Here is a 22744-nt window from a genome sequence, read left to right on the forward strand (position 1 = left end):
CGGCGATCCTACATCATGAAAATCGTCGGAACGATTGTCGGGTATTTTTTCATCTGGCGATAGATATGTTTGCGAACGACTTGTCGTACTTCGTTTTCAAGGGCGCGCGCATTTTCCAGTAGCTCTTTTTTGGCATTGGCAATAAATTGATCGATCACACCTTCCATCTCTATCGAGAAAGCTTTATCGTCTTTATCCGGCACAAGTCCGTAACTGATAATTTTCGGCTTTGCAATCAGTTTGTGCTCGCTTTTATCGATTTGAATGACGAGCATCACGAGTCCGGCTTCCGCTAACTTTTGTCGATCGATAACGACATCATCGGCAATTTGCTCATTGACTTGGTTATCGATAAAGACCTTACCCGTTTTAATCGTTTTGATTTTTTTCATATATTTGCCGCACAATTCCACTTGATCGCCGTCACTCATCAAATAGATATTACGCTCCGGAATACCGCATTGCATTGCCGTTTCTTTGTGTTTGGTAATATGATTGTATTCGCCGTGAACCGGAAGGAAAAACTTCGGTTTGACCAAGCGGAGAATCAATTTTTGCTCTTCTTGCGCAGCATGTCCGCTCACGTGAATTTCGCTAAAATCTTGGTATGCTACGTTTGCACCGCTTTTTAATAAAAAGTTTAACACCTTAGAGACGCTGCCTTCGTTACCGGGAATCGCTTTAGCGGAGATAATAATTTGATCGGTCGGTTTAATCTTTACATGTCGATGTTCATCCGTCGCCATACGATACAAGGCACTCATCGTCTCGCCTTGGCTTCCCGTCGTAACGATTAAAACGTCTTTATCGTTATGCTTATTCACTTCATGCGGATCGATAAAAATACTTTTATCCAACTGAATATACCCTAAATCAATCGCGGTAAAGAGGTTTCGTTCCATCGATCTTCCGATCACGCAGACTTTACGTCCGTATTTTAAACCGTAATCAATTGCTTGATAAACCCTATGGATATTCGATGAGAAGGTAGACATAATCACCCGTCCCTTGGACTTTGCAAAGATAGAATCAAATGTTTTCCCGACCGTACTCTCGCTACGCGTAATACCTTCTTTATAAGAGTTGGTACTATCGCTCATTAAGCACAATACGCCTTTTTCGCCGTATGCCGCAAAACGGTTCAAATCGGTTACATACCCGTCAATCGGAGTATGATCGATTTTAAAGTCTCCCGTATGAATAATCGTTCCGGCTTCTGTCGTAATTGCCAATGCGGAAGCGTCGATAATCGAGTGCGTAATATGGATCCATTCGATTTCGAATTCGCCGATTTTATAGAGTTTACGCTTTTCGACCGGACGAAAATACTTCTTATACGCTTTTAAACCGTGTTCGTCAAATTTGTTTGAAATCATTCCCAACGGCAACGGCGTTGCGTAAAGTGGAAACTGCATCTCTTTAAAAAGATACGATATGGCTCCGATATGATCTTCGTGCGCATGTGAAATAATAATTCCGGCTATTTTTTTCTTAATTTGTCTCAAATAACTAAAATCGGGTACCAAAATATCTACGCCGTGCATATCTTCACTGGGAAAACTCATACCGACATCCAGTACGATTGCTGAAGTGTCGGTCTCAAAGACGCAAATATTGCCGCCGATTTCGCCGAGGCCTCCCAACGGAGTGATTTTGATCTTTCCTTTGGAGTTTTGCTCAACGATAGAGGCTTTATTCAAGCGCTCTTTGTGCATTTTTTGATTTGCTTCAATCGCTTTTTTTATATCGCGCTGCCACGGTTCGTTACCGTCGATCGAAGGCGTTTGCGTTTTCGCTTTATTACGTCTACGGTTATTGGTCTTCGGTTTGCTCTCGCCGACATTCGGCTGTGCGCTACCATTTTCGGTTTGCTCTACTGCCGTTTGGTCTTGCCCTGAATGCGGTTGCGCCGCTTTCGATTTCGAACGTCGTCGTCTGTTTTTATTGGGTTTTGGCGGCGTTGCCGCATTGGATTGTTCGTTATTCGTGGATGGAATCTCGTTTTCTTGCATCATTCAACCTTAAATGTTTAAATAGTAGATGATGAGACGAGACGCTGAGTTCATGAGGTCGAATCGTTACGGGAATAGCATGAATTTGCATCACTTTTTCAACAAATTCTCTATTATATTCACTTGAAATATTTTTTAACCACGTTTTACGTGGACTTTGAAAAGAGCATCGCAAATACTTTTTAAATTTTTGCAGAGTCTTTTCGTCTTCAAATATTCCAAGAAATTTATCCTGTATAAATTCTTGTTTTTTGTCGATTCTCAGAATAGAAGATGTCACTTTCGGTTGCGGCTCAAACGATGTCGGAGCTACGTCAAAAAGCAGTGTTGCCGTTGCGATACTTTGCGCTAGAATAGCCAAAGAGCTAAACTCTTTCGTTTTCGGTACGGCCGCAAACTTCTCTGCGACTTCCTTTTGCACCATTACCGTCATTGATCGACAGTAAGGATCTTCTAGAGCGTTCAAAATAATCGTCGTCGCAATGTAATAGGGTAAATTCGCCACTAAATCATAAGGCTCGTTTTGCAACGAACCGTTGTTAAACTGATCAAGCACATCGGTATGCACCAATGTTAAGCTTCCCTCTTCTATCTCTTTTGAGAACTTCTCTCTCAAATAAACGCACAAGTCTTCATCGACCTCATATGCTACTAAAGGCTTTACCTTAAGTAGTTCTTGCGTCAAATCACCTAAGCCAGGTCCTATTTCAATAAGTTTAAACTCATTACGGGGCATCGCTTGGATGATTTTGTATAGAATATTTCTATCTTTTAAAAAATTTTGGCCAAATTTCTTCTTCGCCTCTATCAATTTGACTCACTCTTTTTAAAATTTTATTGATTTTACTCAATTTTTACTTACAAAATTGTTAGGAGCTACAATAAGCAGGTTTTTCAGAAGTTTTTTTCAATACTTTTGCTATCATAGACACTCAATATTTCCCTTCTAAAGAGACTTTTATGGACTACTTTGCCAAACGTATTATCCCATGCCTTGACGTTAAAAACGGTCGTGTTGTTAAAGGCGTTAATTTTGTCGGCTTAAAAGATGCCGGCGATCCCGTTGAAATTGCCAAACGTTACAATGAAGAGGGTGCGGATGAAATTGCTTTTTTAGATATTACGGCAAGTCATGAAGGTCGGGGAACTATCGTCGAAATTGTAGAAAAAGTTGCACGTGAAGTTTTTATTCCGCTCACGGTCGGCGGAGGGATTCGTACTTTAGAAGATATTTACCGCCTTCTCAATGTAGGATGCGATAAAGTCAGCATCAATTCTCCAGCCATTGCAAACCCTCATTTCATCGACGAATCGTCCAAACGTTTCGGTTCTCAATGTATTGTCGTCGCTATCGACGTCAAACGCACGAACGATAGATGGAACGTTTTTATTAACGGCGGACGTATCGATACGGGCATTGATGCTATAAATTGGGCAAAAGAAGCAGCGGATAGAGGTGCCGGTGAAATTCTTTTAACATCTATGGATTGTGACGGTGCAAAAAACGGTTATGATCTTTCCATTACCTCACAAATCAGCTCTCTGCTTGATATTCCTGTCATCGCAAGCGGTGGAGCAGGGACGATGGAACATATTAAAGATGCTTTTACAAGCGGTGCCGATGCGGCGTTAGCCGCTTCTATTTTTCACTTTAAAGAAATCGAGATCATGGCACTCAAACACTACCTTAAACGTCAGGGAATAGCGGTTCGCTTATGATACTTTGTGCTGGCAACAACGAACATTTTGATTTTGCTCAACCCATTGGCGTCGGGCTTATACAAAGTGCTATACGGCTTACCCGATACATTCTAGAGCAAAAACCTTCTTTTGTGTTTTTTGTAGGAACGGCTGGCAGTTATGGACGATATAAGCCGTTCGATCTTGTTTTGAGCTATAGTGCCGCCAATGTAGAACTTAGTTTGCTCCAAAATCAAAGTTATACGCCGATTCAAAATACCATTCATGCAAAACATCATTATAATGTTTCACGTGGAACAAATTATCCTTTTGAAACCGTCAATTCTAGCAATTATATTACAACGGATTTTCAGCTATCGCACTCTTTCAATGAGAAAAATATTGCTTTAGAAAATATGGAATTCTTCTCCGTTATACAAGTAGCCAATACCTTTGATCTTCCATGCCTTGGTTTGTTTGTCGTTACCAACTATTGCAATGAAAATGCCCATCGTGATTTTGTCTCCAATCATGCGAAAGCCAAAGAGTTAATTACCTTACATGTAGAAAAAAATATGAAAATTTGAGGGCATATGGAACAAATAAATATACTGGATTTGTCAAAAGAAGAGTTGTCAAACGCGATAAAACCTGCTTTTCGAGCAAAACAAATTTATCAATGGCTGTATCAAAAATACGTTACGTCTTTTGAAGAAATGAAAAATCTACCGAAAGAACTTCAATTGGCGTTAAAAGAAACTTACTATCTTGATCCTTTACGCATCGTCAAAATCGAACTCAGTAAAGACGGTAGCAAAAAATATCTTTTTGAATTGAAAGATAAGAATACGGTTGAGTCGGTTCTTTTACCCATGAAGCAAGAACAAGTCGACGAAGAGGGCAAACGTGTGCATCATACACGTTATACCATCTGCATTTCGTCGCAAGTGGGTTGTAAAATTGGCTGTGCTTTTTGCCTTACCGGTAAAAGCGGATTCAAACGTAACCTCTCTGCCGGAGAGATAACATCACAAGTTTTAATGATTAAAAGGGATAATGCTATTGCCGAAAATAGACGCGTTAACATCGTTTTTATGGGTATGGGCGAGCCACTCGACAATTTAACTAACGTGAGTAAAGCCGTTCATATTTTCAGCGATATAGACGGCCTTTCTATTTCAACGCGACGCCAAACCATCTCAACGAGTGGACTTAGTTCACAAATCGAAAAATTAGGGCAACTTGACTTGGGCGTTTTATTGGCGATTTCACTTCATGCTGTCGATGATACTTTACGCCAAAAACTAATGCCGATCAATAAAGCTTACAACATTGAGTCTATTATGAATGCCGTACGTGCTTTTCCTATCGATGCACGCAAACGCGTTATGTTTGAATATCTTGTGATGAAGGGTATCAACGATGATCAAAGCAATGCCAAGAAACTGGTCAAACTTCTTCACGGCATTAAGGCGAAAGTTAACTTAATCTATTTTAATCCGCATCACGGAAGCGATTTTGATCGTCCGAGTGAGAAAGACATGTTAGCGTTTCAGCAATATCTCGTTGATCACGGAGTATTGTGTACGATTCGTCAATCCAAAGGTATCGACATCAGTGCAGCTTGTGGACAATTACACGATAAGGAAAAACATGACATCGCTTGATATGGTACAATTAGGCTTTTTAATCATTGTCGTCATTGTGGGCGTAGGCGGAATGATTAACGTTTTATTTAGAAAAAAGTAAAGAGCTTCTCGCTGCTCTTTACTGCACAATCCACTCTTGCGATACGATTTCTTTTGAACCGATAAAAATTTTTCCGATAAATTTATCGTTACGATGAAACGTTCCGACGCCTTTTGGAGTTCCCGTCATAACAATATCGTTATCTTCCAAAGTGCAAAAAGTCTCAATTTCTTCAAGGATAGCAAGCGGTTTATAAATCATCAAATCACTATTTCCTTCTTGCACTAACACATCGTTAATCCATAATTGCATCGCAACTTTATGCACATCTGAAGGTTCGATACCGACAAACGTACTCATAACCGCAGCCCCGTTAAAAGCCTTTGCACGTTCCCACGGTAAGCCTTTTGCTTTCAACTCACTCTGCAATGTTCGGTTAGTTAAATCTAAACCGAAACCGACTCCGCAAATTGTTTTATTTCGGATAAGAAATGAAATTTCTCCCTCATAGTGTAATGTTGTTTGTGATTGTGTCGTTAGCGTATGTGTAATAGCAGAATTGGGTTTCATAAAAAGAACCATTGATGTAGGAAGTTCATTATGAAGCTCATAAATATGCTCTACATAATTACGACCGACACAGACGACTTTACTTGGCACAATGCCTTCGCCGTTAAAATGGATTGTATTCATTCATTGACCTTTTCTTGGAGTAAGTTATAAAATTCACTTTTGGCATTAAAAGTAGATTCTATTGCATAGTCAATCCCTTTATAACAAAATGCCAAAGATTGTGCATGCAATAACAATCGCGGGCTCAAGGTTTTACGCGTTTGTTCTTCATGTGTCATACTTCCGTCTAAAAACCTTTCGGTATCTACTTCGTCGATACCGTAAATCGGATCACCGACGATCGGATGTTTCACGTGGAACAAATGGGCTCTAATTTGATGTTGTCTTCCGGTATAAGGAATTGCCTCAATCAGCGTTGCATGTTTATCTTCAAAATAGCATACGGGAATGACTCGCGTCTGGGAAGGTTTTCCCGTTTCATCAACATGTACTTTCAAACGTATTTGACTTGTTGCAACATCACGCTTGAGCTTAGCATCTATCAAAAGTTCATCGGCAATTTTTCCACGCACCAAGGCAAAGTATCGTTTATGTACTTTACGCGCGGCAAAGATAGCTTTTAACTCAATTTCCGCTTTTTTATTTTTTCCTATCAAAACGAGTCCGCTTGTACTTTTGTCGATACGATGCGCGGCATTAGCATCTTTGCCGTAACGCGATTTAATTTCATCGTTGAGAGTATAACCGTCTGAGCGTTTACGAGGATGGATCATGACGCCGCTAGGTTTATCGTAAACTGCAAAATCTTCCGTTTCAAAAACAGGGATAAGTCCTTTGGAAGTTCCTTCAAAAACAACTACGGCAATTTCTCCGGAAATGCGAGCCGATTTTCGCGTCAATAGATCATCGTTCACGTAAACACGCTTCCGATCAATCGTTTTTTGTGCCTCGCTCATCGTCATACCGAAAGTATCCATTAAAAAACGAAATGCAAGAACGGGTGTTTCTACCGTAAATTTCTTAGTCGTATAAGACAAGTTTCAACCCTTTTTTAGTCCTATTTTGTTAAAATTTTATCTTCAAAAATAGAATCCATTTTAGATAATTTCATCGTATTTTATCATAGAAAAATCATAAACGAAGAAGGAAGAAGATGGTAGAGCGCTACGCTAGAGAAGAGATGAAAAAGCATTGGACGATCGAGGCCAAATACAACGCTTGGCTTAAAGTGGAAAAGGCGGCGACCAAAGCGTGGAACAAACTCGGACTTATTCCGGACGACGATTGTGAAAAAATCTTAACAAATGCAAAATTCGATATTGATCGTATCGATGAAATCGAGAAAGTTACCCGACACGACGTTATCGCTTTTCTTACGAGCGTCGCGGATAGCTTAGGCGATGAGAGCAGGTGGGTTCATTACGGTATGACCAGCTCTGATTGTATTGACACGGCCGTTGCACTACAGATGCGCGATTCCTTACATGTCATTATTGAAGACGTCAAAGTTTTAATGGAATCGCTCAAAAAAAGAGCAATGGAACACAAAATGACTTTGATGGTCGGCCGCAGTCACGGTATTCACGGCGAACCGATTACCTTCGGGTTAGTGCTTGCCATTTGGTACGAAGAAATTAAACGAAGTCTTAAAAATCTTGAAAACGTCATGGAAGTGATCTCCGTAGGGCAGATTAGCGGTGCGATGGGAAATATGGCACACTCACCGATCGAACTCGAAGAACTTGTATGTGAAGAATTAGGACTTAAACCGGCTCCCGTGTCTAATCAAGTCATTCAACGCGATCGTTATGCCGCACTGATGAACGCACTTGCGCTTTTGGCTTCCAGTTGCGAAAAAATTGCCGTTGCAATTCGACATTACCAACGAACCGAAGTCTATGAATGCGAAGAGTTTTTTGAAAAAGGGCAAAAAGGAAGTTCGGCAATGCCGCACAAACGCAATCCCGTTTTAAGCGAAAACATTACGGGTCTTTGTCGAATGATTCGCTCGTACGCTATCCCCGCTATGGAAAACGTTGCATTATGGCATGAAAGAGACATTAGCCACAGCTCGGTCGAACGCTTTATTTTACCGGACGGTTTCATTACCGCCGATTTTATGCTAACCCGTTTAAATAGCGTTATTTCCAAATTAGTCGTCTATCCCGAAAACATGATGAAAAACCTCAATCTTACGGGCGGACTGGTTTTTTCACAACGTATTTTGCTCGAGTTACCTTTATGCGGCGTTTCACGTGAAGATGCTTACAAAATCGTCCAAAGAAATGCCATGAAAGTCTGGGAAGATTTACAGCAGGGCAAAGCGGCTCTCAACGCCAAAGGCGAAAGCCTCTATCTTCAAAATCTCCTTAGCGATGAAGATTTAAGAGCGAACCTCAGCGAAGCGCAAATAAGAGAATGCTTTAATTACGATTACTATACAAAAAACGTCGATAAAATCTTCCAAAGGGTATTCAAATAATGCTAACCGTTCAAAAGCGTAATGGTCGTACCGAGCCGCTCGATATTTCAAAAATACAAAAATACACAAGTTCTGCTATCAAAGGCTTGGAGAATGTGTCGCAAAGCGAACTGGAAGTCGATGCAAAAATTCAATTTCGCGATCAAATTACGACCGAAGAAATTCAAAAAACATTGATTAAAACCGCAGTCGATAAAATCGATATCGATCGACCGAACTGGACCTATGTCGCCGCGCGTCTTTTTTTATACGACTTGTACCATAAGGTCAACGGTTTTACGGGATACGGTAACTTCGGCGAATATCTCGAACGAGGCGAAAAAGCGGGACGTATTGCCTTAGGACTTAAGGAAAAATACGACCTTAAAGAATTGGAAGCGTACATTCAACCCGAGCGCGATTTGCAATTTACCTACCTTGGGATCAAAACTTTGCACGATCGCTACTTGATTAAGGACAAACAAGGAAAACCGATCGAATTGCCGCAACATATGTTTATGGCAATCGCAATGTTTTTGGCACAAAATGAACTCAACTCGATGGATTGGGCAAAAAAATTCTACGATGTTATCAGCAAATTCGAAGTTATGTTGGCCACGCCGACGCTTTCCAATGCACGAACAACACGCCATCAGCTAAGCTCGTGTTATATCGGCAGTACACCCGATAATATCGAAGGCATTTTCGATTCCTACAAAGAGATGTCGCTTCTAAGTAAATTCGGCGGCGGAATCGGATGGGATTGGAACTTGGTTCGCTCGATGGGAGGTATGATCGACGGGCATAAAAATGCCGCAGGCGGTATTATCCCGTTCCTCAAAATCACCAACGATATCGCGATCGCCGTCGATCAACTCGGTACACGTAAAGGTGCTATCGCCGTTTATATCGAACCGTGGCATATGGACGTATCCGACTTTTTGGATTTGAAGAAAAACTCAGGAGAAGAGCGTCGTCGTGCCCATGATCTTTTCCCCGCCTTGTGGATTAACGATCTGTTTATGAAACGCGTCGAAGCAAATGCTATTTGGACGCTTTTCGATCCTGCGGAAACATCCGATCTTTCCGAGGTCTACGGAGAAGAATTTGAACGTCGCTATCTAGCCTATGAGCAAAACGAGTCCATCTCCAAAGAACATATTCCGGCAAAAGAGCTGTGGAAAAAGATTTTAACGAGCTATTTTGAGAGCGGAAGTCCGTTTCTTTGCTTCAAAGACAACGCCAATAAAGTCAATCCAAACGACCACGTCGGCATTATTCGCAGCTCCAATCTCTGTACGGAAATCTTTCAGAACACCGCACCGAACCATTATAAAATCAAAGTCGTTTACAATGACGGCAGCATCGATACGTTTGAAGAGACCGACAGAGTAACGGTCGATAGCGGACTTAGCAAAGAAGCAAAAAAAATTACGGCACTCGATTCAATTAACGGAAAAGATATTTTTATCGTTGAGAAAGAGATGGTCGAAGGTAAAACCGCCGTGTGCAATTTGGCGAGCGTCAACCTTTCCAAAATTCATACGAAAGAAGATATCGAGCGAACGATCCCCATTGCGATTCGTATGCTCGATAACGTGATCGATCTCAATTTCTACCCGCACGCTAAAGTGAAACATACGAATATGAAATCACGTGCCATAGGATTAGGAGTTATGGGCGAAGCGCAAATGCTTGCCGAAGCACATATCGCATGGGGAAGCTACGATCATTTTAGCAAGATAGACGAAGTGATGGAAGCCATTAGCTATAACGCCATTCTCGCCTCATCCAATCTGGCTATCGAAAAAGGGGTTTATCCGGAATTTCAGGGATCGAAATGGAGCAGGGGAATTTTCCCTATCGACACGGCAAACGAAGAGGCAAAAAAGCTGGTTGATCGCGGAGGCTTATTCGGTTACATGTACGATTGGGAAAGCCTGAGAGAGCGCGTGAAGAAAAACGGTATGCGTAACGGTTACCTCATGGCCATTGCACCGACGAGCTCGATCTCCATTTTGGTCGGAACGACACAAACGATCGAACCCGTTTACAAACGCAAATGGTTTGAAGAAAACCTATCGGGCATGATTCCGGTCGTCGTACCCAACCTCAGCCCAGAAACATGGGGATTTTATACGCCGGCATACGATTTGGATCAAAAAGTCCTCATCAAAGCGGGAGCCATTCGACAAAAATGGATCGACCAAGGGCAAAGCCTCAATATCTTTATGACCTTAGATAAAGCCAGCGGAAAATACCTAAACGATATTTACATGTTAGGCTGGAAACTCGGTATTAAATCAACCTACTATCTCCGATCGCAATCGCCGGAGAGTAAAATTGAAGTTGCCGATCGCAGTATCGAATGTGAAGGATGTCAATAGACGTGATACCGCAACGTTCGTAGAAAAAGGTATTTTACGCAACGTTGCATTTTGCACTAAAAGGATTTAACATGAAAACCATCGGTTTAATCGGCGGTATGAGTTGGGAATCGACCCTGTTGTATTATAAACTTCTAAACGAAGGGGTCAAAGAACGTTTGGGAGGGCTTCACAGCGCACAAATTATTTTACATTCCGTGGATTTTGCCCCGATCGCTCGTATGCAAAATGAAGGACGCTGGGATGAGGCGAGCATTACATTGACGCAAGCCGCTCTTTCATTGGAACATGCCGGAGCGGACGTCATTTTACTCTGCACCAATACCATGCATAAAATGGCACCGTTTATCACACCGTATCTTAAAACGCCTTTTTTGCATATCGCGGAAGCGACGGCCAATACACTGAAAAAAAACCGCGTCAAAAAAGCACTTTTATTCGGAACCAAATTTACGATGCAAGAAAGTTTTTACAAAGATATTTTGCACTTCCACGGTATTGACGTACTCATACCGAATGAAGAGGAAATTCAAACGATCAATCAGATTATTTTTTCCGAATTGTGTGTCGGCAAAATTGAAACACCCTCTTTGAACTTTTTTGTAACACTGATTCAAAACTATCAAAAAGAACATGCCGATTTAGATGCGGTCATCTTAGGATGTACGGAAATCGGTCTGCTCCTTCATCAAAAAGACTCGATGCTACCGCTTTTTAATACGACGACTATCCATGTCGACGAAGCGTTAGAATACGCTTTGAAATCTTGAAATATAAATAAATTATATTAATTTATTTTTTTAATATAAAATAGGGAAAAGTCCTTTTAAAAGCTTATATAAAGGACTTTTATCTTATTAAGAAATAATGGCATAAAAATTCATTTTTTAGAGTGTGACATATTTGTCGCAGGTTAATTATTAAGTTTTTTTAAATTTTATACTTACTATAATCTTCCATACTTTATTCTACTTAGGACAACCATGCTAACCAAAGTACTCAAACGTGACGGCACAACCGAAGAGTTCCTCCCTTTTAAGATTGAAGATGCCATCAAAAAAGCATTTAAAAGCGAAGGGGTTACCTACGATCAATCTATTTTCGACGAAATTATCAAACGTATCGAGAAAAAACGCGTTGCGGCGGTTGAAGACTTTCAAGATATGATTGAGCAGGAACTCTATAAAGCACGTTACTTTGACGTTATGCGCTCTTTTATGCTTTACCGCCATACGCATAAAATGCAACGAGAGCACATCTACGGACTCAGCGAAGATACGACGTACGTCAATTCGAGCCAAACGATTGAAGAGTACATCGGTAAAAGCGACTGGAGGATCAAAGCCAATTCCAATACGGGATATTCTAACGCCGGACTCGTCAATAATACCGCGGGTAAAGTTATCGCCAATTACTGGCTCGATAAAATCTATTCCAAAGAAGAGGGATTGGCACACCGAAACGGCGACTATCACATTCACGATCTTGATTGTTTGACCGCGTATTGCGCGGGTTGGAGTTTGCGCGTTCTTTTGGATGAGGGCTTTAACGGCGTACGCGGACGCGTAGAGAGTCGACCTCCTCAACATTTTCGCGAAGCTTTAGGGCAAATGGCAAACTTTTTAGGAATCCTTCAAAGCGAGTGGGCCGGTGCACAGGCGTTTAGCTCGTTTGATACGTATTTAGCACCGTATGCGTTTAAAGATAAAATTTCGTTCAAAGAGATTAAAAAAGCGATTCGTAGTTTTATTTATAACCTAAACGTTCCGGCGCGTTGGGGACAAAGTCCTTTTACGAATATTACGATCGATTGGACCGTCCCGAAAGATTTGGCGGATCAAATTCCGACTTCGAGCCAAACACATCTGTTTAAAGGCATTAACGACGCCGAACTTTTAAGCGAAGCAAAAAAAAGGGGCGTAAACTCTTTGGAAGCAATGACGTACAAACACTTTCAAGCGGAAATGAACCTTATTAACAAGGCTTACTACGAAGTTATGACGGAAGGCGATAAAACGGGTCAACCGTTTACGTTTCCGATTCCGACCGTTAACATTACCGAAGATTTCGACTGGGACGGAGAAAATACCGATTTACTTTTTGAAAATACGGCTAAAATCGGCTCTTCTTACTTCCAAAATTTTATCGGAAGTCAATACGTGCGAGATGAAAACGGAAAGCTCGTCGAAAATCCTAAAGCGTATAAACCCGGACATGTACGCTCCATGTGTTGCAGACTCCAATTGGATTTAAGAGAGCTTTTAAAACGAGGCGGAGGGCTTTTCGGAAGTGCCGAAATGACGGGAAGCATCGGTGTCGTTACGTTAAATATGGCACGTTTGGGGTATCTCTATAAAGGTGATAAAGAGACCTTAATGGAACGCTTCGAATACCTAATGGATTTAGCCAAATCGACGTTAGAGAAAAAACGGGTTTTTGTCCAAGAGATGTACAATCGCGGACTCTATCCGTATACGGCACGCTATTTACCGGGATTTAACAGCCATTTTTCGACCATCGGCGTAAACGGCATTAATGAGATGATTCGTAACTTTACGGGCGACAAGCATAACATAACCGATGAATTCGGAATGAAATTTGCTCATGAAATTTTAGAGTTTATGCGCGCAAAAATGGTTCAGTATCAAGAAGAAACCGGCAACCTTTACAACCTTGAAGCCACGCCGGCGGAGGGGACGACGTACCGCTTTGCGAAAGAAGATAAAAAAAGATTTGCCGATATTATTCAAGCAGGTTCGGGAAAGAACGTTTACTATACGAACTCTTCTCAATTGCCTGCCAATTTTACCGACGATCCGTTTGAAGCACTCGATATGCAAGACGATTTGCAGTGCTCTTACACCGGCGGTACGGTTTTACACCTTTACATGAAAGAGCGCATTAGCTCTAGCGAAGCATGCAAAAAATTGGTTAAAAACATTATTACCAATTATCGTATGCCGTATTTGACGATTACGCCGGTTTTCTCGGTTTGCGAAAAACACGGTTATATCAGCGGGGAACATGAGTTTTGTCCAAAATGCGACGAAGAATTATTAGAGCAATACCACAAAGAGGAGGGTGAAGCAGCGTCATGAGTAAAACGGAAATTTTAGAGAAATTACGGGAAAAACGAACGAAATGTATCGTTTATACACGCGTTATGGGCTATCACAGACCCGTAGAGAGTTTCAACGTAGGTAAATTAGGCGAACACAAAGAACGTGTCCAATTTGTTGAAAAATGTGCTTGCCGATAAGGCGATCCACAGTATCACGAAATTTACGACGCTGGATTTTCCCAATCGTCTAGCGTCGATTTTTTGGTTTGCCAAATGCAATATGGCATGTCCTTACTGCTACAATCCGCAAATCGTACGGGGAGAGGGTCTCGTTAGCCTCGAAGAAGCCCTGAATTTCTTACAATCCCGACAAAACAGACTGGACGGTGTTGTCTTAAGCGGAGGCGAATGCACGCTTTACCCGCACCTTGAGGCCTTGACATGTGAAATCAAACGACTAGGTTTTCAAATCAAAATCGATACCAACGGTTCCAATCCGACATTATTGGAGCGATTGATCGAAAATGAAATGATCGACTACGTTGCACTCGATTACAAAGCACCGTTAGAAAAATACGAAGCACTCGTTCATTATCGACATGTCGAACGCTTTGAACACAGCTTAGAGCTTTTGATACGCTCCGAAATACCTTTTGAAGTCAGGACGACGCTTCACAACGATCTTTTAAGCGTCGAAGACATTAATGCCGTAATTCAAGACTTACATGTCAAAGGTTACCGCGGTACGTATTACCTGCAACGCTACTTACATGTCGAAGAGACGATGGGAAATACGATGCCGCCTCGAAACGTTTTCGACCGTACGAAACTTTCAAACTTACTTCCGATTAGCTTTCGAAATTAAGTCGATCGAAACGCTTCGAATCGTTAAAATCGCTCTTGCGATCGGTACGATTCCCGCCACAAAAAAGAGGCTTTAATACATTTTAAAATCGGTTTGGGTATAATCCTCAGTTCTACTAGATTATGAAACATAAAGGACATCTCAAATGACCACCGTTTTATTGGTTTTACAATTTGTTTTAACCGGTATATTAACCGTTGCCGTATTACTTCAAAAAAGCTCTTCTATCGGACTTGGCGCGTATAGCGGCAGTAACGAATCGCTTTTCGGAGCAAAAGGACCAGCCGGATTTATGGCAAAATTTACGTTTGTCGTCGGTATTCTTTTTATCGCCAATACGCTTGCGTTAGGCTATTTTTACAATCAAGATAAAAAAGTTTCGATTGCCGAAGATATCAAAATCGAAAAAAGCGTCGTTCCGAGCACTCCGGCACCGATGCCCTCAGCTCCAAGCGCACCTGAAGCTCCCAGCACCAAATAATCGATGAAATTTTTTTGGTCGTTTTTGCTTCTTAGCGTAACGGTATGGGCGGATGCCCATATCTTTATCTATCATCGCTTTAACGATGATCGCTATCCCAGTACCAATACGTCGTTGCAAGAGCTACGATATGAATTTGAGTACTTTAAACGCAACGGGTACGAAGTCGTTCCGCTTGAAAAACTCGTTCAAGCACTCCGAGCAAAAGAAACGATTCCCGACAACTGGGTCGTTCTTACGATCGACGACAATTATAAAAGTTTTTATCGACACGGACTTGCACTCTTCAAAGAGTACGGTTATGCGTTTACGATGTTTGTTTACGTCGATGCTACGGAGCAAAAATACGGCGATTATATGAGTTGGGACGAACTCAAAGAGCTTGCGAAATACGGCTCTTTAGAGTTTCACTCCATGCACCATCCGCATATGACCGAACTGAGCGACGACGCTCTTAAAAAAGATTTCGACGAAGGATTGGCTTTATTTGAAAAACGTTTGGGCATCAAACCGCGCTACTTCTCGTATCCTTTCGGAGAGTTTAGTCCGCGCGTTAAAGCCATTGCCCAAAGCTACGGCTTCGAAGCGATTTTAAACCAAAACATGGGGGCGGTTGCTTCCTTTAGCGATCCCTTGGATTTAGACCGTTCGGCACTTGTAGGCAAAAGCGATTTAAACGCCTTTTTAAAATACAAAGCCTTGGAAGCGACATGGATCGAACCTCAATACCTTCTCAAAGACGCTAAAGTCGATACCTTACATGTCAAAGCCAACACGAGTGCTACCAAAGGCGGTTTGTATATTAGCGGTTTTGGCTATCAAGAACTTGAACTTCAAGACGGTGTTTTTCAAGCGAATATCACTAAAATTTTGACCAAAGAGCGCACGAGACTCATCGTCTCCGTGGGCAATAAAATTTCAACGAAACTACTCGTAAAGGATAACTATGGAACTAAGTAAAGTATATGCCGAACAAAAAGAGCATATGGAAAAATGCATCTCTGCCCTTAAACGCGACTTTATGACGATTCGTAGCGGAAAAGTCGCTATCTCGATCTTAGATAACATTCACGTCGATTACTACGGAACGCCGACGGCTTTAAATCAAGTCGCAACCGTTTTAGCAAGCGACGCTACGACGATTAGCATTACGCCGTGGGAAAAAAAAATGTTACGCGAAATCGAAAAGGCAATCATGCAAGCCAATATCGGCGTCAACCCGAATAACGACGGCGAGAGCGTCAAACTCTTCTTCCCTCCGATGACGAGTGAACAGCGAAAAGAGAGTGCAAAACAAGCCAAAATCATGGGCGATAAAGCCAAAGTTGCCGCACGTAATGTACGTAAAGATGCTAACGACCAAGTGAAAAAGCTCGAAAAAGATAAGCTGATCACCGAAGATCAATCCAAAAAAGCGCAAGACGAGGTTCAAAAAATTACCGATGCGACGGTCGCGAAAATAGACGACTTGGTCAAAGACAAAGAAGCTGAATTGCTCAAAATTTAAGGGTTCGTATGCAAATCGAAAACATTTATAAAGAAGCTAACGCGCTTTTAGAAGGACATTTTTTACTTAGTAGCGGTAAACATTCTCGTTTTTACCTTCAAAGTGCCAAAGTTTTAGAAGACCCTAAAGTCGCCGAAGAGCTTGCCGTTGCACTCGCAAAAATGATTCAAGCCTACGGACTGGAAATCGACACCGTCTGTTCTCCCGCTCTTGGCGGCGTATTGGCGGGATATGAGTTAGCACGGGCACTGGGCAAACGTTTTATTTTTGCCGAACGCGTCGGCGGAGAGATGACGATTCGTCGCGGTTTTGACGTGAAAAAAGGCGAGAAAATCTTGGTCTGCGAAGATATTATCACGACAGGCGGTTCCGCACTTGAAGCGGCAAACGTCGCTCAAAGTATGGGCGGTATTATCGTCGGATTTGCGGCCCTTGCCAATCGCGGTTTTTGCAAACGCGTCGGAAGCGATTTGGAAGCAAAACCGACATGTAAGCTTCCAAATGACGCACCGTTTTTTGCTTTGGCCGATTTTGAGTTTGACATCTACGATCCAAGCGATTGCCCTTTGTGCAAAGAAGGAAGCATCGCATACAAACCCGGCAGTCGAGGAAACTAAGCATTGATGCGATGGCGTGAGGCGAAAAAAGGCGGCTTAAAAGCACCGATTGCGAAACGGTCAACCGATCGTATCGCACCTTTTTCCAAGCGCGCCAAGGCATTTATCGTCGATTCGTTTATGCTTCTCATGCCGATTCTTTACGTTGTATTCTATCTCGTTTTCGGTTCACGCGAAGGCTTTGCGCAACACTGGGGATTAGGATGGCTGCTCGTCTTAGTTCCGTACGGCCTCGTAACGACGCTCTTTTTTTCCAAAACGGCGCAAACACCCGGTTTTAAAGCTTATGATATCGAGCTTAAAGACCCTCAAACGCTTCGTACGCCGTCTCTTGCGATGTTGCTGATACGCTATCTTACGGCACTGCTTACATGTATAACGCTCATCGGACTTTTGCTCCCTTTGCTACGCAAAGACCGCCGTACGCTTTACGATCTTCTTAGCCGTAGCGTACCTCTTTGCAAGTAAGCCCGTGATTTTTACTAAAATTTCGAGTTTCTTCTTTTTCTATTTCGTCGTGACCGGCGTGTATGTCATTTTTATGCCTAAAATGCTTCAAACCATCGGCTATAACGCTTTTCAAATCGGTGCCGTCTTTGCGCTCGCCCCGTTGATGCGTTTCATCGTTCCGTTTTTTTTCCTAAAACATTTTGAACTCTCTCGCAAGGTCTTTTATACCGCTTTACTCGGTGCGATCGGTGCCATAGTACTTTTTTATCCTACAATCGAACATTTTTACCTTTTCATGCTTCCCAATATGCTTTTAGGAGCGTGTTTGGGTATGATCTTGCCTTACGTTGAGACGTACGCAATGGAACATCTTAAAAAAGAGCGTTTCGGCCGTGCTCGACTTTTCGGCTCGATCGGCTTCATGGCAATCGGTATCATTCTTGCGCGTCGCTTGGAGCATTTCGACAACGCTTTGCACTACCTTTTGGCGGCGATCGTACTTACGGCGGCATCGGCATATTGGCTTACGCGCCGTAACGCTCTTTTATCGGCACCTGCCGTTTCAAATACGACTTTCCGATTTTCGCATGCTACGTTTTTGTGGATCAGTTTTTTTCTGATGCAAGTAAGTTTCGGCGCGTTTTACAACTTTTTTACCATTTACGAAACCGCTCACGGTATCAGTTTAGAGACAACCAGCTATTTGTGGGCTTTTGGCGTCATTTGCGAAATTATTCTGTTTTATTTTCAAGCACCGCTTCTCAAACGTTTTACGCTTTTAAGCCTTCTGAAATTCGGCGTTTTAAGTGCCGCCGTTCGATGGTTCTTGCTTTTTTTATTTCCCTCGTCGCTTTTGGCTTCTTACGCAACGCAATCCTTGCATGCATTTAGTTTTGCACTGCACCATACCGCAGCTTTGAGCTTACTCTATACGCTCTACGCACACAAAAAGCTTGCGGCACAGTTTTATTACGGGCTTTCTTTCGGATTGGGAGGATTTGCGGGTGCATTGATCGCAGGTAATTTTTACGGTCCAAGGCTTTACATGTACGCCGGTTTGATAGCGTTACTTTCGCTTGGAAGCCTTTTCTTTTTCAAGGAGAAAGAATAAAATTCTTAAGATAAATCGTCTCGACTTCGTACCCGAAATTCTCTTCTAGCATACCTATTAATTCGCTTTTTAAACGCTCTTTTCCTTCTAAGGTATCCAACCCGTTGGAGTCCATCGTATTGAGGTACTGCAAAACGGCGTTTCGAACGTTTTCCATATTGCCTTTAAGGGCTTTTTTGCCGTTAGCGTTTTTCATAATCAGGGCAATATCGGCTTTCATTATTTTGAATTTTTGCGAGCGGATATTGATATAAATCGTATCCAAGTTGACCTCATTGGCATCAGTGCTGACGTTCGTCGCTTTGGTTGTTGAAGCAACGTTTTCGTATGAAGAAACCGATGAATCTTCTTTGAGCATATAGCGAATCGTCCAAAAACCGATACCGATGAGCAAAATGATAAATCCCAACGTAATTTTGAGCAATTTTTCATTGAGCATTAGCGTTTACTCCATAATTTTTCATTGAGTTTGAGTTCTTCAACGATCCCGACGACCGTATTGAGAAGTTGAAAGTACTCTTTAATATACGAAAATTCCAATAACGAACGTGTTAATATCGGCTCAAAAAGAGATTTTGTGTAGGCAATAGCAATATAAATTCGCGAAGCGACGAAAGAGAGATAGATCGGTCGGTTAATTTTTCGTTGAAGAAGCACGATTTTTTCCATGAAGGAATGTGAAAGAATATAGCGGCTCTCTATCGGATCGTCCCCGTAAACGACGAAAATCTTTTCGAATTCGGCATGATCGAGCTTCATCAGTGATCCTCTAGCGACGTTCATGCGCTGAACCCATGTTCCTAAAACGCCCAAAGTTCGCTCCGCCGTGTCGGGTAAAACCACCGTTTTGCCTTTAAAAGCTTTATTGAAGTCGGCGCAAAAGAACAGCCCTTGAAAAATCGTTTCCCACCGTTCTCTTCCTTTGCTATCGCGCTCTTTTTGTTGCGTATGCAAAAAACTGAACCGCACCTCGACTTTCGCAATCGAACCGCTTACCAGATCGCTTCCTTCAAATCGATCGTAATCTTCCAAAAAAAGCTCGCTTTTTCGGTACGCTTCTTCATCGATGGCACTTTCTTTGCGATACGAAAGCGATGCATCGATTTGATAAAGCAGCTTTTCGATCACCTGATCTTTAAAGAGTGCCGTAAAACCCGCTTTTTCGTGACGGTAGACAAACATAAAAATCAAAAAGCCGCTCATAGCACTGAGTAAGCCTGCCTGCAAAGGTGCAAAATGCATGTGTTGATGTAAAACGGTAAAAAAAACGACCGCTCCTATGCTCATAAAAAGAGCGACCGTTTGGAGCTTTTTGACGATGCGCTTGCGCTCCTCTTCCAAAGGGAAGAGTGCTTCTTGCATCGTTTCGTAGTAGTATTCAAGCAGCGATGAAAGCGTCGCCATGATACGAAGGGGGCGTTAACTAACGAAAAAGATTTTTGACGTTGACGTTCTCACGCTCCGCAACGTCAATACGCAACACTTCTTTTTTTTCCAAGTGCATAAAACCCGCAAGTACATTGGTAGGGAACATCTCAAGCGCATTATTATAATCGGTAACGCTTTGATTATAAGCACGACGTGCGGCGGAGATTTGCTCTTCGACCTCATGAAGCGTATGTTGAAGATGTAGAAAATTTTCGTTTGCCTTGAGTATCGGATAGTTTTCAACCGTTACCATCAGTGATCCCAACGTGGACGAGAGTTCTTTGTCCAATGCCATCTTTTCCTGGGCATTAAGGCTCGGTTGAAGGGCTTGAGAACGTAAAGAAGTGATTTTTTCTAAAGTTCCCGCTTCGTGAAGCATATACTCTTTGAGCGTCGCGACAAGATTGGGAATCAGATCGTAACGTTTTTTCAAAACCGCGTCGAGTCCCGCAAAGATATTATCGACTTGATTTTTTTTAGAAATTAACGTGTTGTACAAAACGATAAAAATGAAAAGCAGTGCACCGCCGATGATCAAAAACGTTTCCACGATAAACCTCCTTATGACATGGGCTCTGTCGAGTCTACATGTAGATTCGGCAGAGCCATCGATCAAGCCGTATTAACGACTCATACGTTTACGTTGCGTCGGATCTAAGTATTTTTTACGAATGCGAATATTTAAAGGCGTCACTTCGACGAGTTCATCGTTTTCAATCCACTCAAGTGCTAGCTCAAGGTTCATTTTTCGAGGCGGAACCAGTTTAATCGCTTCATCGGCACCGCTACTTCTAACGTTGCTTTGCGGCTTGCCTTTAATCGGATTGACGTCCAAATCGTTCGGACGTGAATGTTCACCGATAATCATACCCGAGTAGACTTTAACCTGTGCATCGATAAACAAAACGCCTCTTTCTTGCAAGCTAAAGAGTGAATAACCCATCGCCGTACCCGTTTCCATAGAGGTCAATGCACCGTTTTTACGGTGTTCGACTTCGCCGCTCAGCGGACGGAATTCTAAAAATGAATGGTTCATAACGCCTTCGCCTTTAGTATCGGTCAAAAACTGTCCGCGAAAGCCGATAAGACCGCGCGCGGGAATTTCAAACTCGATTCTCGTCTGTCCGTCGCCCGTCGGATTCATCGTCTTCATTTCCGCTTTTTTGCGGCCGAGTTTTTCGATAACCGTTCCGGTAAATTCGTCAGGCACGTCAATGACCAAGTGCTCGTAAGGTTCCATTTTGACGCCGTTTTCTTCCCTGATGATAACTTCGGGACGACCAAGGGAAAACTCATACCCTTCGCGACGCATATTTTCCGCTAAGATCGTAATTTGCAACTCGCCGCGGCCGGAAACTTTAAATTTACCTTCGCCCTCGGACTCGTATTTCATCGCAATATTGGTTTTCATCTCGGATTCTAAACGCTCGGATAGTTTATTGGAAGTAACGTATTTGCCGTCAAGTCCCGCAAACGGAGAGTCGTTAACCGCAAAAACAACCGAAAGCGTAGGCTCTTCGATATGTAAAGGATCAAGCGGCATCGGATTATTCGGATCAACGATACTATCGCCGACGTCGAGCGTCTCAAAACCGGCAACCGCAACGATATCGCCGCTTTCGGCTTCGTTAATATCGATACGATCCAAACCGTGAAAACCGATCAATTTAGAGATACGTCCACGCGTTTGTTCTCCGCTCGCTTTGGCAAGCATTACGGTTTCGTTCTTTTTAATCGTACCGTTAAAAATACGCGCAATACCGATTTTACCGACATAATTATCGTAATCAAGGGTAAATACCTGTAGTTGAAGCGGATTTTCGGGTTTACCCGAAGGTGCGGGGACATGTTTGATAATCGTCTCAAACAAAGGTTCTAAGTTTTTGTTTTCGTCGCTCATATCGTACTTGGCGTAACCGTCGCGCGCCGCGGCGTAAACGATGGGAAATTCCAACTGCTGCTCGTTCGCACCGAGCGCAACGAGAAGATCGAACACTTCATCGACAACGCGATCGGGATCGGCGGCAGGTTTGTCGATTTTATTAACGACGACGATCGGACACAAGCCCAAACTTAACGCTTTTTTAACGACAAACTTGGTCTGAGGCATAACGCCCTCTTGTGCATCGACTAACAATAAAACGCCGTCGACCATTTTTAAAACACGCTCAACTTCACCACCGAAATCCGCGTGGCCCGGAGTGTCGATAATGTTGATTTTCGTCTCTTTATAGCGAATCGCCGTATTTTTAGAAAGGATGGTAATGCCGCGTTCTTTCTCAAGATCGTTGCTATCCATCGCTCTTTCTTCGACTTTTTGGTGTGCGCTAAAGGTCCCCGATTGTTTCAACAACTCGTCGACCAAAGTAGTTTTGCCGTGGTCAACGTGCGCGATTACGGCAATATTTCTAAACTCTTGCAA

General features: G+C 42.5%; 23 protein-coding genes. 15 read left to right on the top strand and 8 right to left on the bottom strand.

Annotated features, from left to right (window positions below; translation table 11 throughout):
* Nucleotides 1-8: 8 nt before the first annotated feature.
* Both UCH003_RS13430 and rsmA read right to left on the bottom strand, forming a co-directional pair.
* A complete protein-coding gene (locus UCH003_RS13430; RefSeq protein ID WP_144441020.1) occupies nt 9-2015 on the bottom strand; it encodes a ribonuclease J in 2007 nt (668 codons plus the stop codon).
* Complete coding sequence (gene rsmA, locus UCH003_RS13435; protein ID WP_060826878.1) at nt 1981-2823, bottom strand: 16S rRNA (adenine(1518)-N(6)/adenine(1519)-N(6))-dimethyltransferase RsmA; 843 nt, start codon at nt 2821-2823, stop codon at nt 1981-1983. The genes UCH003_RS13430 and rsmA overlap by 35 nt, the downstream gene beginning before the upstream one ends.
* Nucleotides 2824-2972: 149 nt before the next feature.
* Here rsmA and hisF point away from each other — a divergent pair, with 149 nt between their 5' ends.
* Genes hisF through rlmN form a run of 3 tightly spaced genes read left to right on the top strand, consistent with a single transcriptional unit; the run spans nt 2973 to nt 5359 of the window.
* The gene (gene hisF / locus UCH003_RS13440; RefSeq protein ID WP_039671827.1) at nt 2973-3731 is read left to right on the top strand and encodes an imidazole glycerol phosphate synthase subunit HisF; all 759 of its coding nucleotides are present in this window, start codon (nt 2973-2975) and stop codon (nt 3729-3731) included.
* Nucleotides 3728-4279 carry a purine-nucleoside phosphorylase gene (locus UCH003_RS13445; RefSeq protein WP_060826879.1) on the top strand — a complete coding sequence of 184 codons (552 nt, stop codon included), beginning with the start codon at nt 3728-3730 and terminating at the stop codon, nt 4277-4279. Before hisF ends, UCH003_RS13445 begins: the two co-directional genes overlap by 4 nt.
* Nucleotides 4280-4285: 6 nt before the next feature.
* Nucleotides 4286-5359 (top strand): 23S rRNA (adenine(2503)-C(2))-methyltransferase RlmN, encoded by a 1074-nt coding sequence (gene rlmN / locus UCH003_RS13450; RefSeq protein ID WP_060826880.1) that lies wholly within the window; start codon nt 4286-4288, stop codon nt 5357-5359.
* Between the two features lie 100 nt (nt 5360-5459).
* Here the strand turns inward: rlmN and UCH003_RS13455 are convergent, their stop codons facing one another.
* Together UCH003_RS13455 and UCH003_RS13460 are read right to left on the bottom strand one after the other, a co-directional pair.
* Nucleotides 5460-6074 carry a fumarylacetoacetate hydrolase family protein gene (locus UCH003_RS13455; RefSeq protein ID WP_060826881.1) on the bottom strand — a complete coding sequence of 205 codons (615 nt, stop codon included), beginning with the start codon at nt 6072-6074 and terminating at the stop codon, nt 5460-5462.
* Nucleotides 6071-6991: an RluA family pseudouridine synthase gene (locus UCH003_RS13460; RefSeq protein WP_060826882.1), complete on the bottom strand. Its 921-nt coding sequence runs from the start codon at nt 6989-6991 to the stop codon at nt 6071-6073. The genes UCH003_RS13455 and UCH003_RS13460 overlap by 4 nt, the downstream gene beginning before the upstream one ends.
* A gap of 116 nt (nt 6992-7107) precedes the next feature.
* On the opposite strand from UCH003_RS13460, the gene purB reads away from it, so the two are divergent.
* The 12 genes from purB to UCH003_RS13515 all read left to right on the top strand — a co-directional run bounded on the left by purB (nt 7108) and on the right by UCH003_RS13515 (nt 18894).
* Nucleotides 7108-8436: an adenylosuccinate lyase gene (gene purB / locus UCH003_RS13465; RefSeq protein ID WP_039671822.1), complete on the top strand. Its 1329-nt coding sequence runs from the start codon at nt 7108-7110 to the stop codon at nt 8434-8436.
* The gene (locus tag UCH003_RS13470) at nt 8436-10802 is read left to right on the top strand and encodes a ribonucleoside-diphosphate reductase subunit alpha (protein ID WP_060826883.1); all 2367 of its coding nucleotides are present in this window, start codon (nt 8436-8438) and stop codon (nt 10800-10802) included. Before purB ends, UCH003_RS13470 begins: the two co-directional genes overlap by 1 nt.
* 71 nt (nt 10803-10873) lie before the next feature.
* Nucleotides 10874-11572: an aspartate/glutamate racemase family protein gene (locus UCH003_RS13475; protein ID WP_060826884.1), complete on the top strand. Its 699-nt coding sequence runs from the start codon at nt 10874-10876 to the stop codon at nt 11570-11572.
* Nucleotides 11573-11785: 213 nt separating this feature from the next.
* Entirely contained in the window at nt 11786-13900 is a 2115-nt protein-coding gene (locus tag UCH003_RS13480) for a ribonucleoside triphosphate reductase (protein WP_060826885.1), read from the top strand.
* Nucleotides 13897-14061, top strand: coding sequence for an anaerobic ribonucleoside-triphosphate reductase (nrdD, locus tag UCH003_RS13975; RefSeq protein WP_041962765.1), 165 nt, complete (start codon nt 13897-13899; stop codon nt 14059-14061). The genes UCH003_RS13480 and nrdD overlap by 4 nt, the downstream gene beginning before the upstream one ends.
* Nucleotides 14027-14728, top strand: a complete 702-nt coding sequence (locus UCH003_RS13485) for an anaerobic ribonucleoside-triphosphate reductase activating protein (protein ID WP_231964787.1) — start codon at nt 14027-14029, stop codon at nt 14726-14728. The genes nrdD and UCH003_RS13485 overlap by 35 nt, the downstream gene beginning before the upstream one ends.
* Before the next feature lie 145 nt (nt 14729-14873).
* Nucleotides 14874-15209 carry a preprotein translocase subunit SecG gene (gene secG / locus UCH003_RS13490; RefSeq protein WP_039671816.1) on the top strand — a complete coding sequence of 112 codons (336 nt, stop codon included), beginning with the start codon at nt 14874-14876 and terminating at the stop codon, nt 15207-15209.
* Between the two features lie 3 nt (nt 15210-15212).
* Entirely contained in the window at nt 15213-16169 is a 957-nt protein-coding gene (locus UCH003_RS13495) for a polysaccharide deacetylase family protein (RefSeq protein WP_060826887.1), read from the top strand.
* Nucleotides 16156-16716, top strand: coding sequence for a ribosome recycling factor (gene frr / locus UCH003_RS13500; RefSeq protein WP_060826888.1), 561 nt, complete (start codon nt 16156-16158; stop codon nt 16714-16716). Before UCH003_RS13495 ends, frr begins: the two co-directional genes overlap by 14 nt.
* An 8-nt stretch (nt 16717-16724) precedes the next feature.
* On the top strand, nt 16725-17333 hold the full coding sequence (pyrE, locus tag UCH003_RS13505; protein WP_060826889.1) for an orotate phosphoribosyltransferase: 609 nt from the start codon (nt 16725-16727) through the stop codon (nt 17331-17333).
* 6 nt (nt 17334-17339) lie between these two features.
* On the top strand, nt 17340-17801 hold the full coding sequence (locus UCH003_RS13510; protein ID WP_060826890.1) for an RDD family protein: 462 nt from the start codon (nt 17340-17342) through the stop codon (nt 17799-17801).
* A 4-nt stretch (nt 17802-17805) separates the two neighbouring features.
* The gene (locus UCH003_RS13515; protein ID WP_060826891.1) at nt 17806-18894 is read left to right on the top strand and encodes an MFS transporter; all 1089 of its coding nucleotides are present in this window, start codon (nt 17806-17808) and stop codon (nt 18892-18894) included.
* Here UCH003_RS13515 and UCH003_RS13520 read toward each other — a convergent pair.
* From UCH003_RS13520 to typA, 4 genes are all read right to left on the bottom strand, one after another.
* Nucleotides 18878-19333, bottom strand: a complete 456-nt coding sequence (locus UCH003_RS13520) for a flagellar basal body-associated FliL family protein (RefSeq protein WP_039671811.1) — start codon at nt 19331-19333, stop codon at nt 18878-18880. The genes UCH003_RS13515 and UCH003_RS13520 overlap by 17 nt on opposite strands.
* A complete protein-coding gene (locus UCH003_RS13525) occupies nt 19333-20298 on the bottom strand; it encodes a DUF3137 domain-containing protein (protein WP_060826892.1) in 966 nt (321 codons plus the stop codon). The genes UCH003_RS13520 and UCH003_RS13525 overlap by 1 nt, the downstream gene beginning before the upstream one ends.
* A gap of 19 nt (nt 20299-20317) precedes the next feature.
* Nucleotides 20318-20872 carry a LemA family protein gene (locus tag UCH003_RS13530; protein ID WP_060826893.1) on the bottom strand — a complete coding sequence of 185 codons (555 nt, stop codon included), beginning with the start codon at nt 20870-20872 and terminating at the stop codon, nt 20318-20320.
* Between the two features lie 72 nt (nt 20873-20944).
* Entirely contained in the window at nt 20945-22744 is a 1800-nt protein-coding gene (gene typA / locus UCH003_RS13535; protein WP_039671808.1) for a translational GTPase TypA, read from the bottom strand.

The sequence above is a fragment of the Sulfurospirillum cavolei genome (genome assembly GCF_001548055.1).
In the GTDB taxonomy this organism is placed as follows: Bacteria; Campylobacterota; Campylobacteria; order Campylobacterales; family Sulfurospirillaceae; genus Sulfurospirillum.

Excerpts from the sequence above, each read along its gene's own strand:
- UCH003_RS13430 (WP_144441020.1), bottom strand. The coding sequence starts at position 2,015 with ATGATGCAAGAAAACGAGATTCCATCCACGAATAACGAACAATCCAAT.
- hisF (WP_039671827.1), top strand. The coding sequence starts at position 2,973 with ATGGACTACTTTGCCAAACGTATTATCCCATGCCTTGACGTTAAAAAC.
- UCH003_RS13445 (WP_060826879.1), top strand. The coding sequence starts at position 3,728 with ATGATACTTTGTGCTGGCAACAACGAACATTTTGATTTTGCTCAACCC.
- rlmN (WP_060826880.1), top strand. The coding sequence starts at position 4,286 with ATGGAACAAATAAATATACTGGATTTGTCAAAAGAAGAGTTGTCAAAC.
- UCH003_RS13455 (WP_060826881.1), bottom strand. The coding sequence starts at position 6,074 with ATGAATACAATCCATTTTAACGGCGAAGGCATTGTGCCAAGTAAAGTC.
- purB (WP_039671822.1), top strand. The coding sequence starts at position 7,108 with ATGGTAGAGCGCTACGCTAGAGAAGAGATGAAAAAGCATTGGACGATC.
- UCH003_RS13470 (WP_060826883.1), top strand. The coding sequence starts at position 8,436 with ATGCTAACCGTTCAAAAGCGTAATGGTCGTACCGAGCCGCTCGATATT.
- UCH003_RS13475 (WP_060826884.1), top strand. The coding sequence starts at position 10,874 with ATGAAAACCATCGGTTTAATCGGCGGTATGAGTTGGGAATCGACCCTG.
- UCH003_RS13480 (WP_060826885.1), top strand. The coding sequence starts at position 11,786 with ATGCTAACCAAAGTACTCAAACGTGACGGCACAACCGAAGAGTTCCTC.
- nrdD (WP_041962765.1), top strand. The coding sequence starts at position 13,897 with ATGAGTAAAACGGAAATTTTAGAGAAATTACGGGAAAAACGAACGAAA.
- secG (WP_039671816.1), top strand. The coding sequence starts at position 14,874 with ATGACCACCGTTTTATTGGTTTTACAATTTGTTTTAACCGGTATATTA.
- UCH003_RS13495 (WP_060826887.1), top strand. The coding sequence starts at position 15,213 with ATGAAATTTTTTTGGTCGTTTTTGCTTCTTAGCGTAACGGTATGGGCG.
- frr (WP_060826888.1), top strand. The coding sequence starts at position 16,156 with ATGGAACTAAGTAAAGTATATGCCGAACAAAAAGAGCATATGGAAAAA.
- pyrE (WP_060826889.1), top strand. The coding sequence starts at position 16,725 with ATGCAAATCGAAAACATTTATAAAGAAGCTAACGCGCTTTTAGAAGGA.
- UCH003_RS13510 (WP_060826890.1), top strand. The coding sequence starts at position 17,340 with ATGCGATGGCGTGAGGCGAAAAAAGGCGGCTTAAAAGCACCGATTGCG.
- UCH003_RS13520 (WP_039671811.1), bottom strand. The coding sequence starts at position 19,333 with ATGCTCAATGAAAAATTGCTCAAAATTACGTTGGGATTTATCATTTTG.
- UCH003_RS13525 (WP_060826892.1), bottom strand. The coding sequence starts at position 20,298 with ATGGCGACGCTTTCATCGCTGCTTGAATACTACTACGAAACGATGCAA.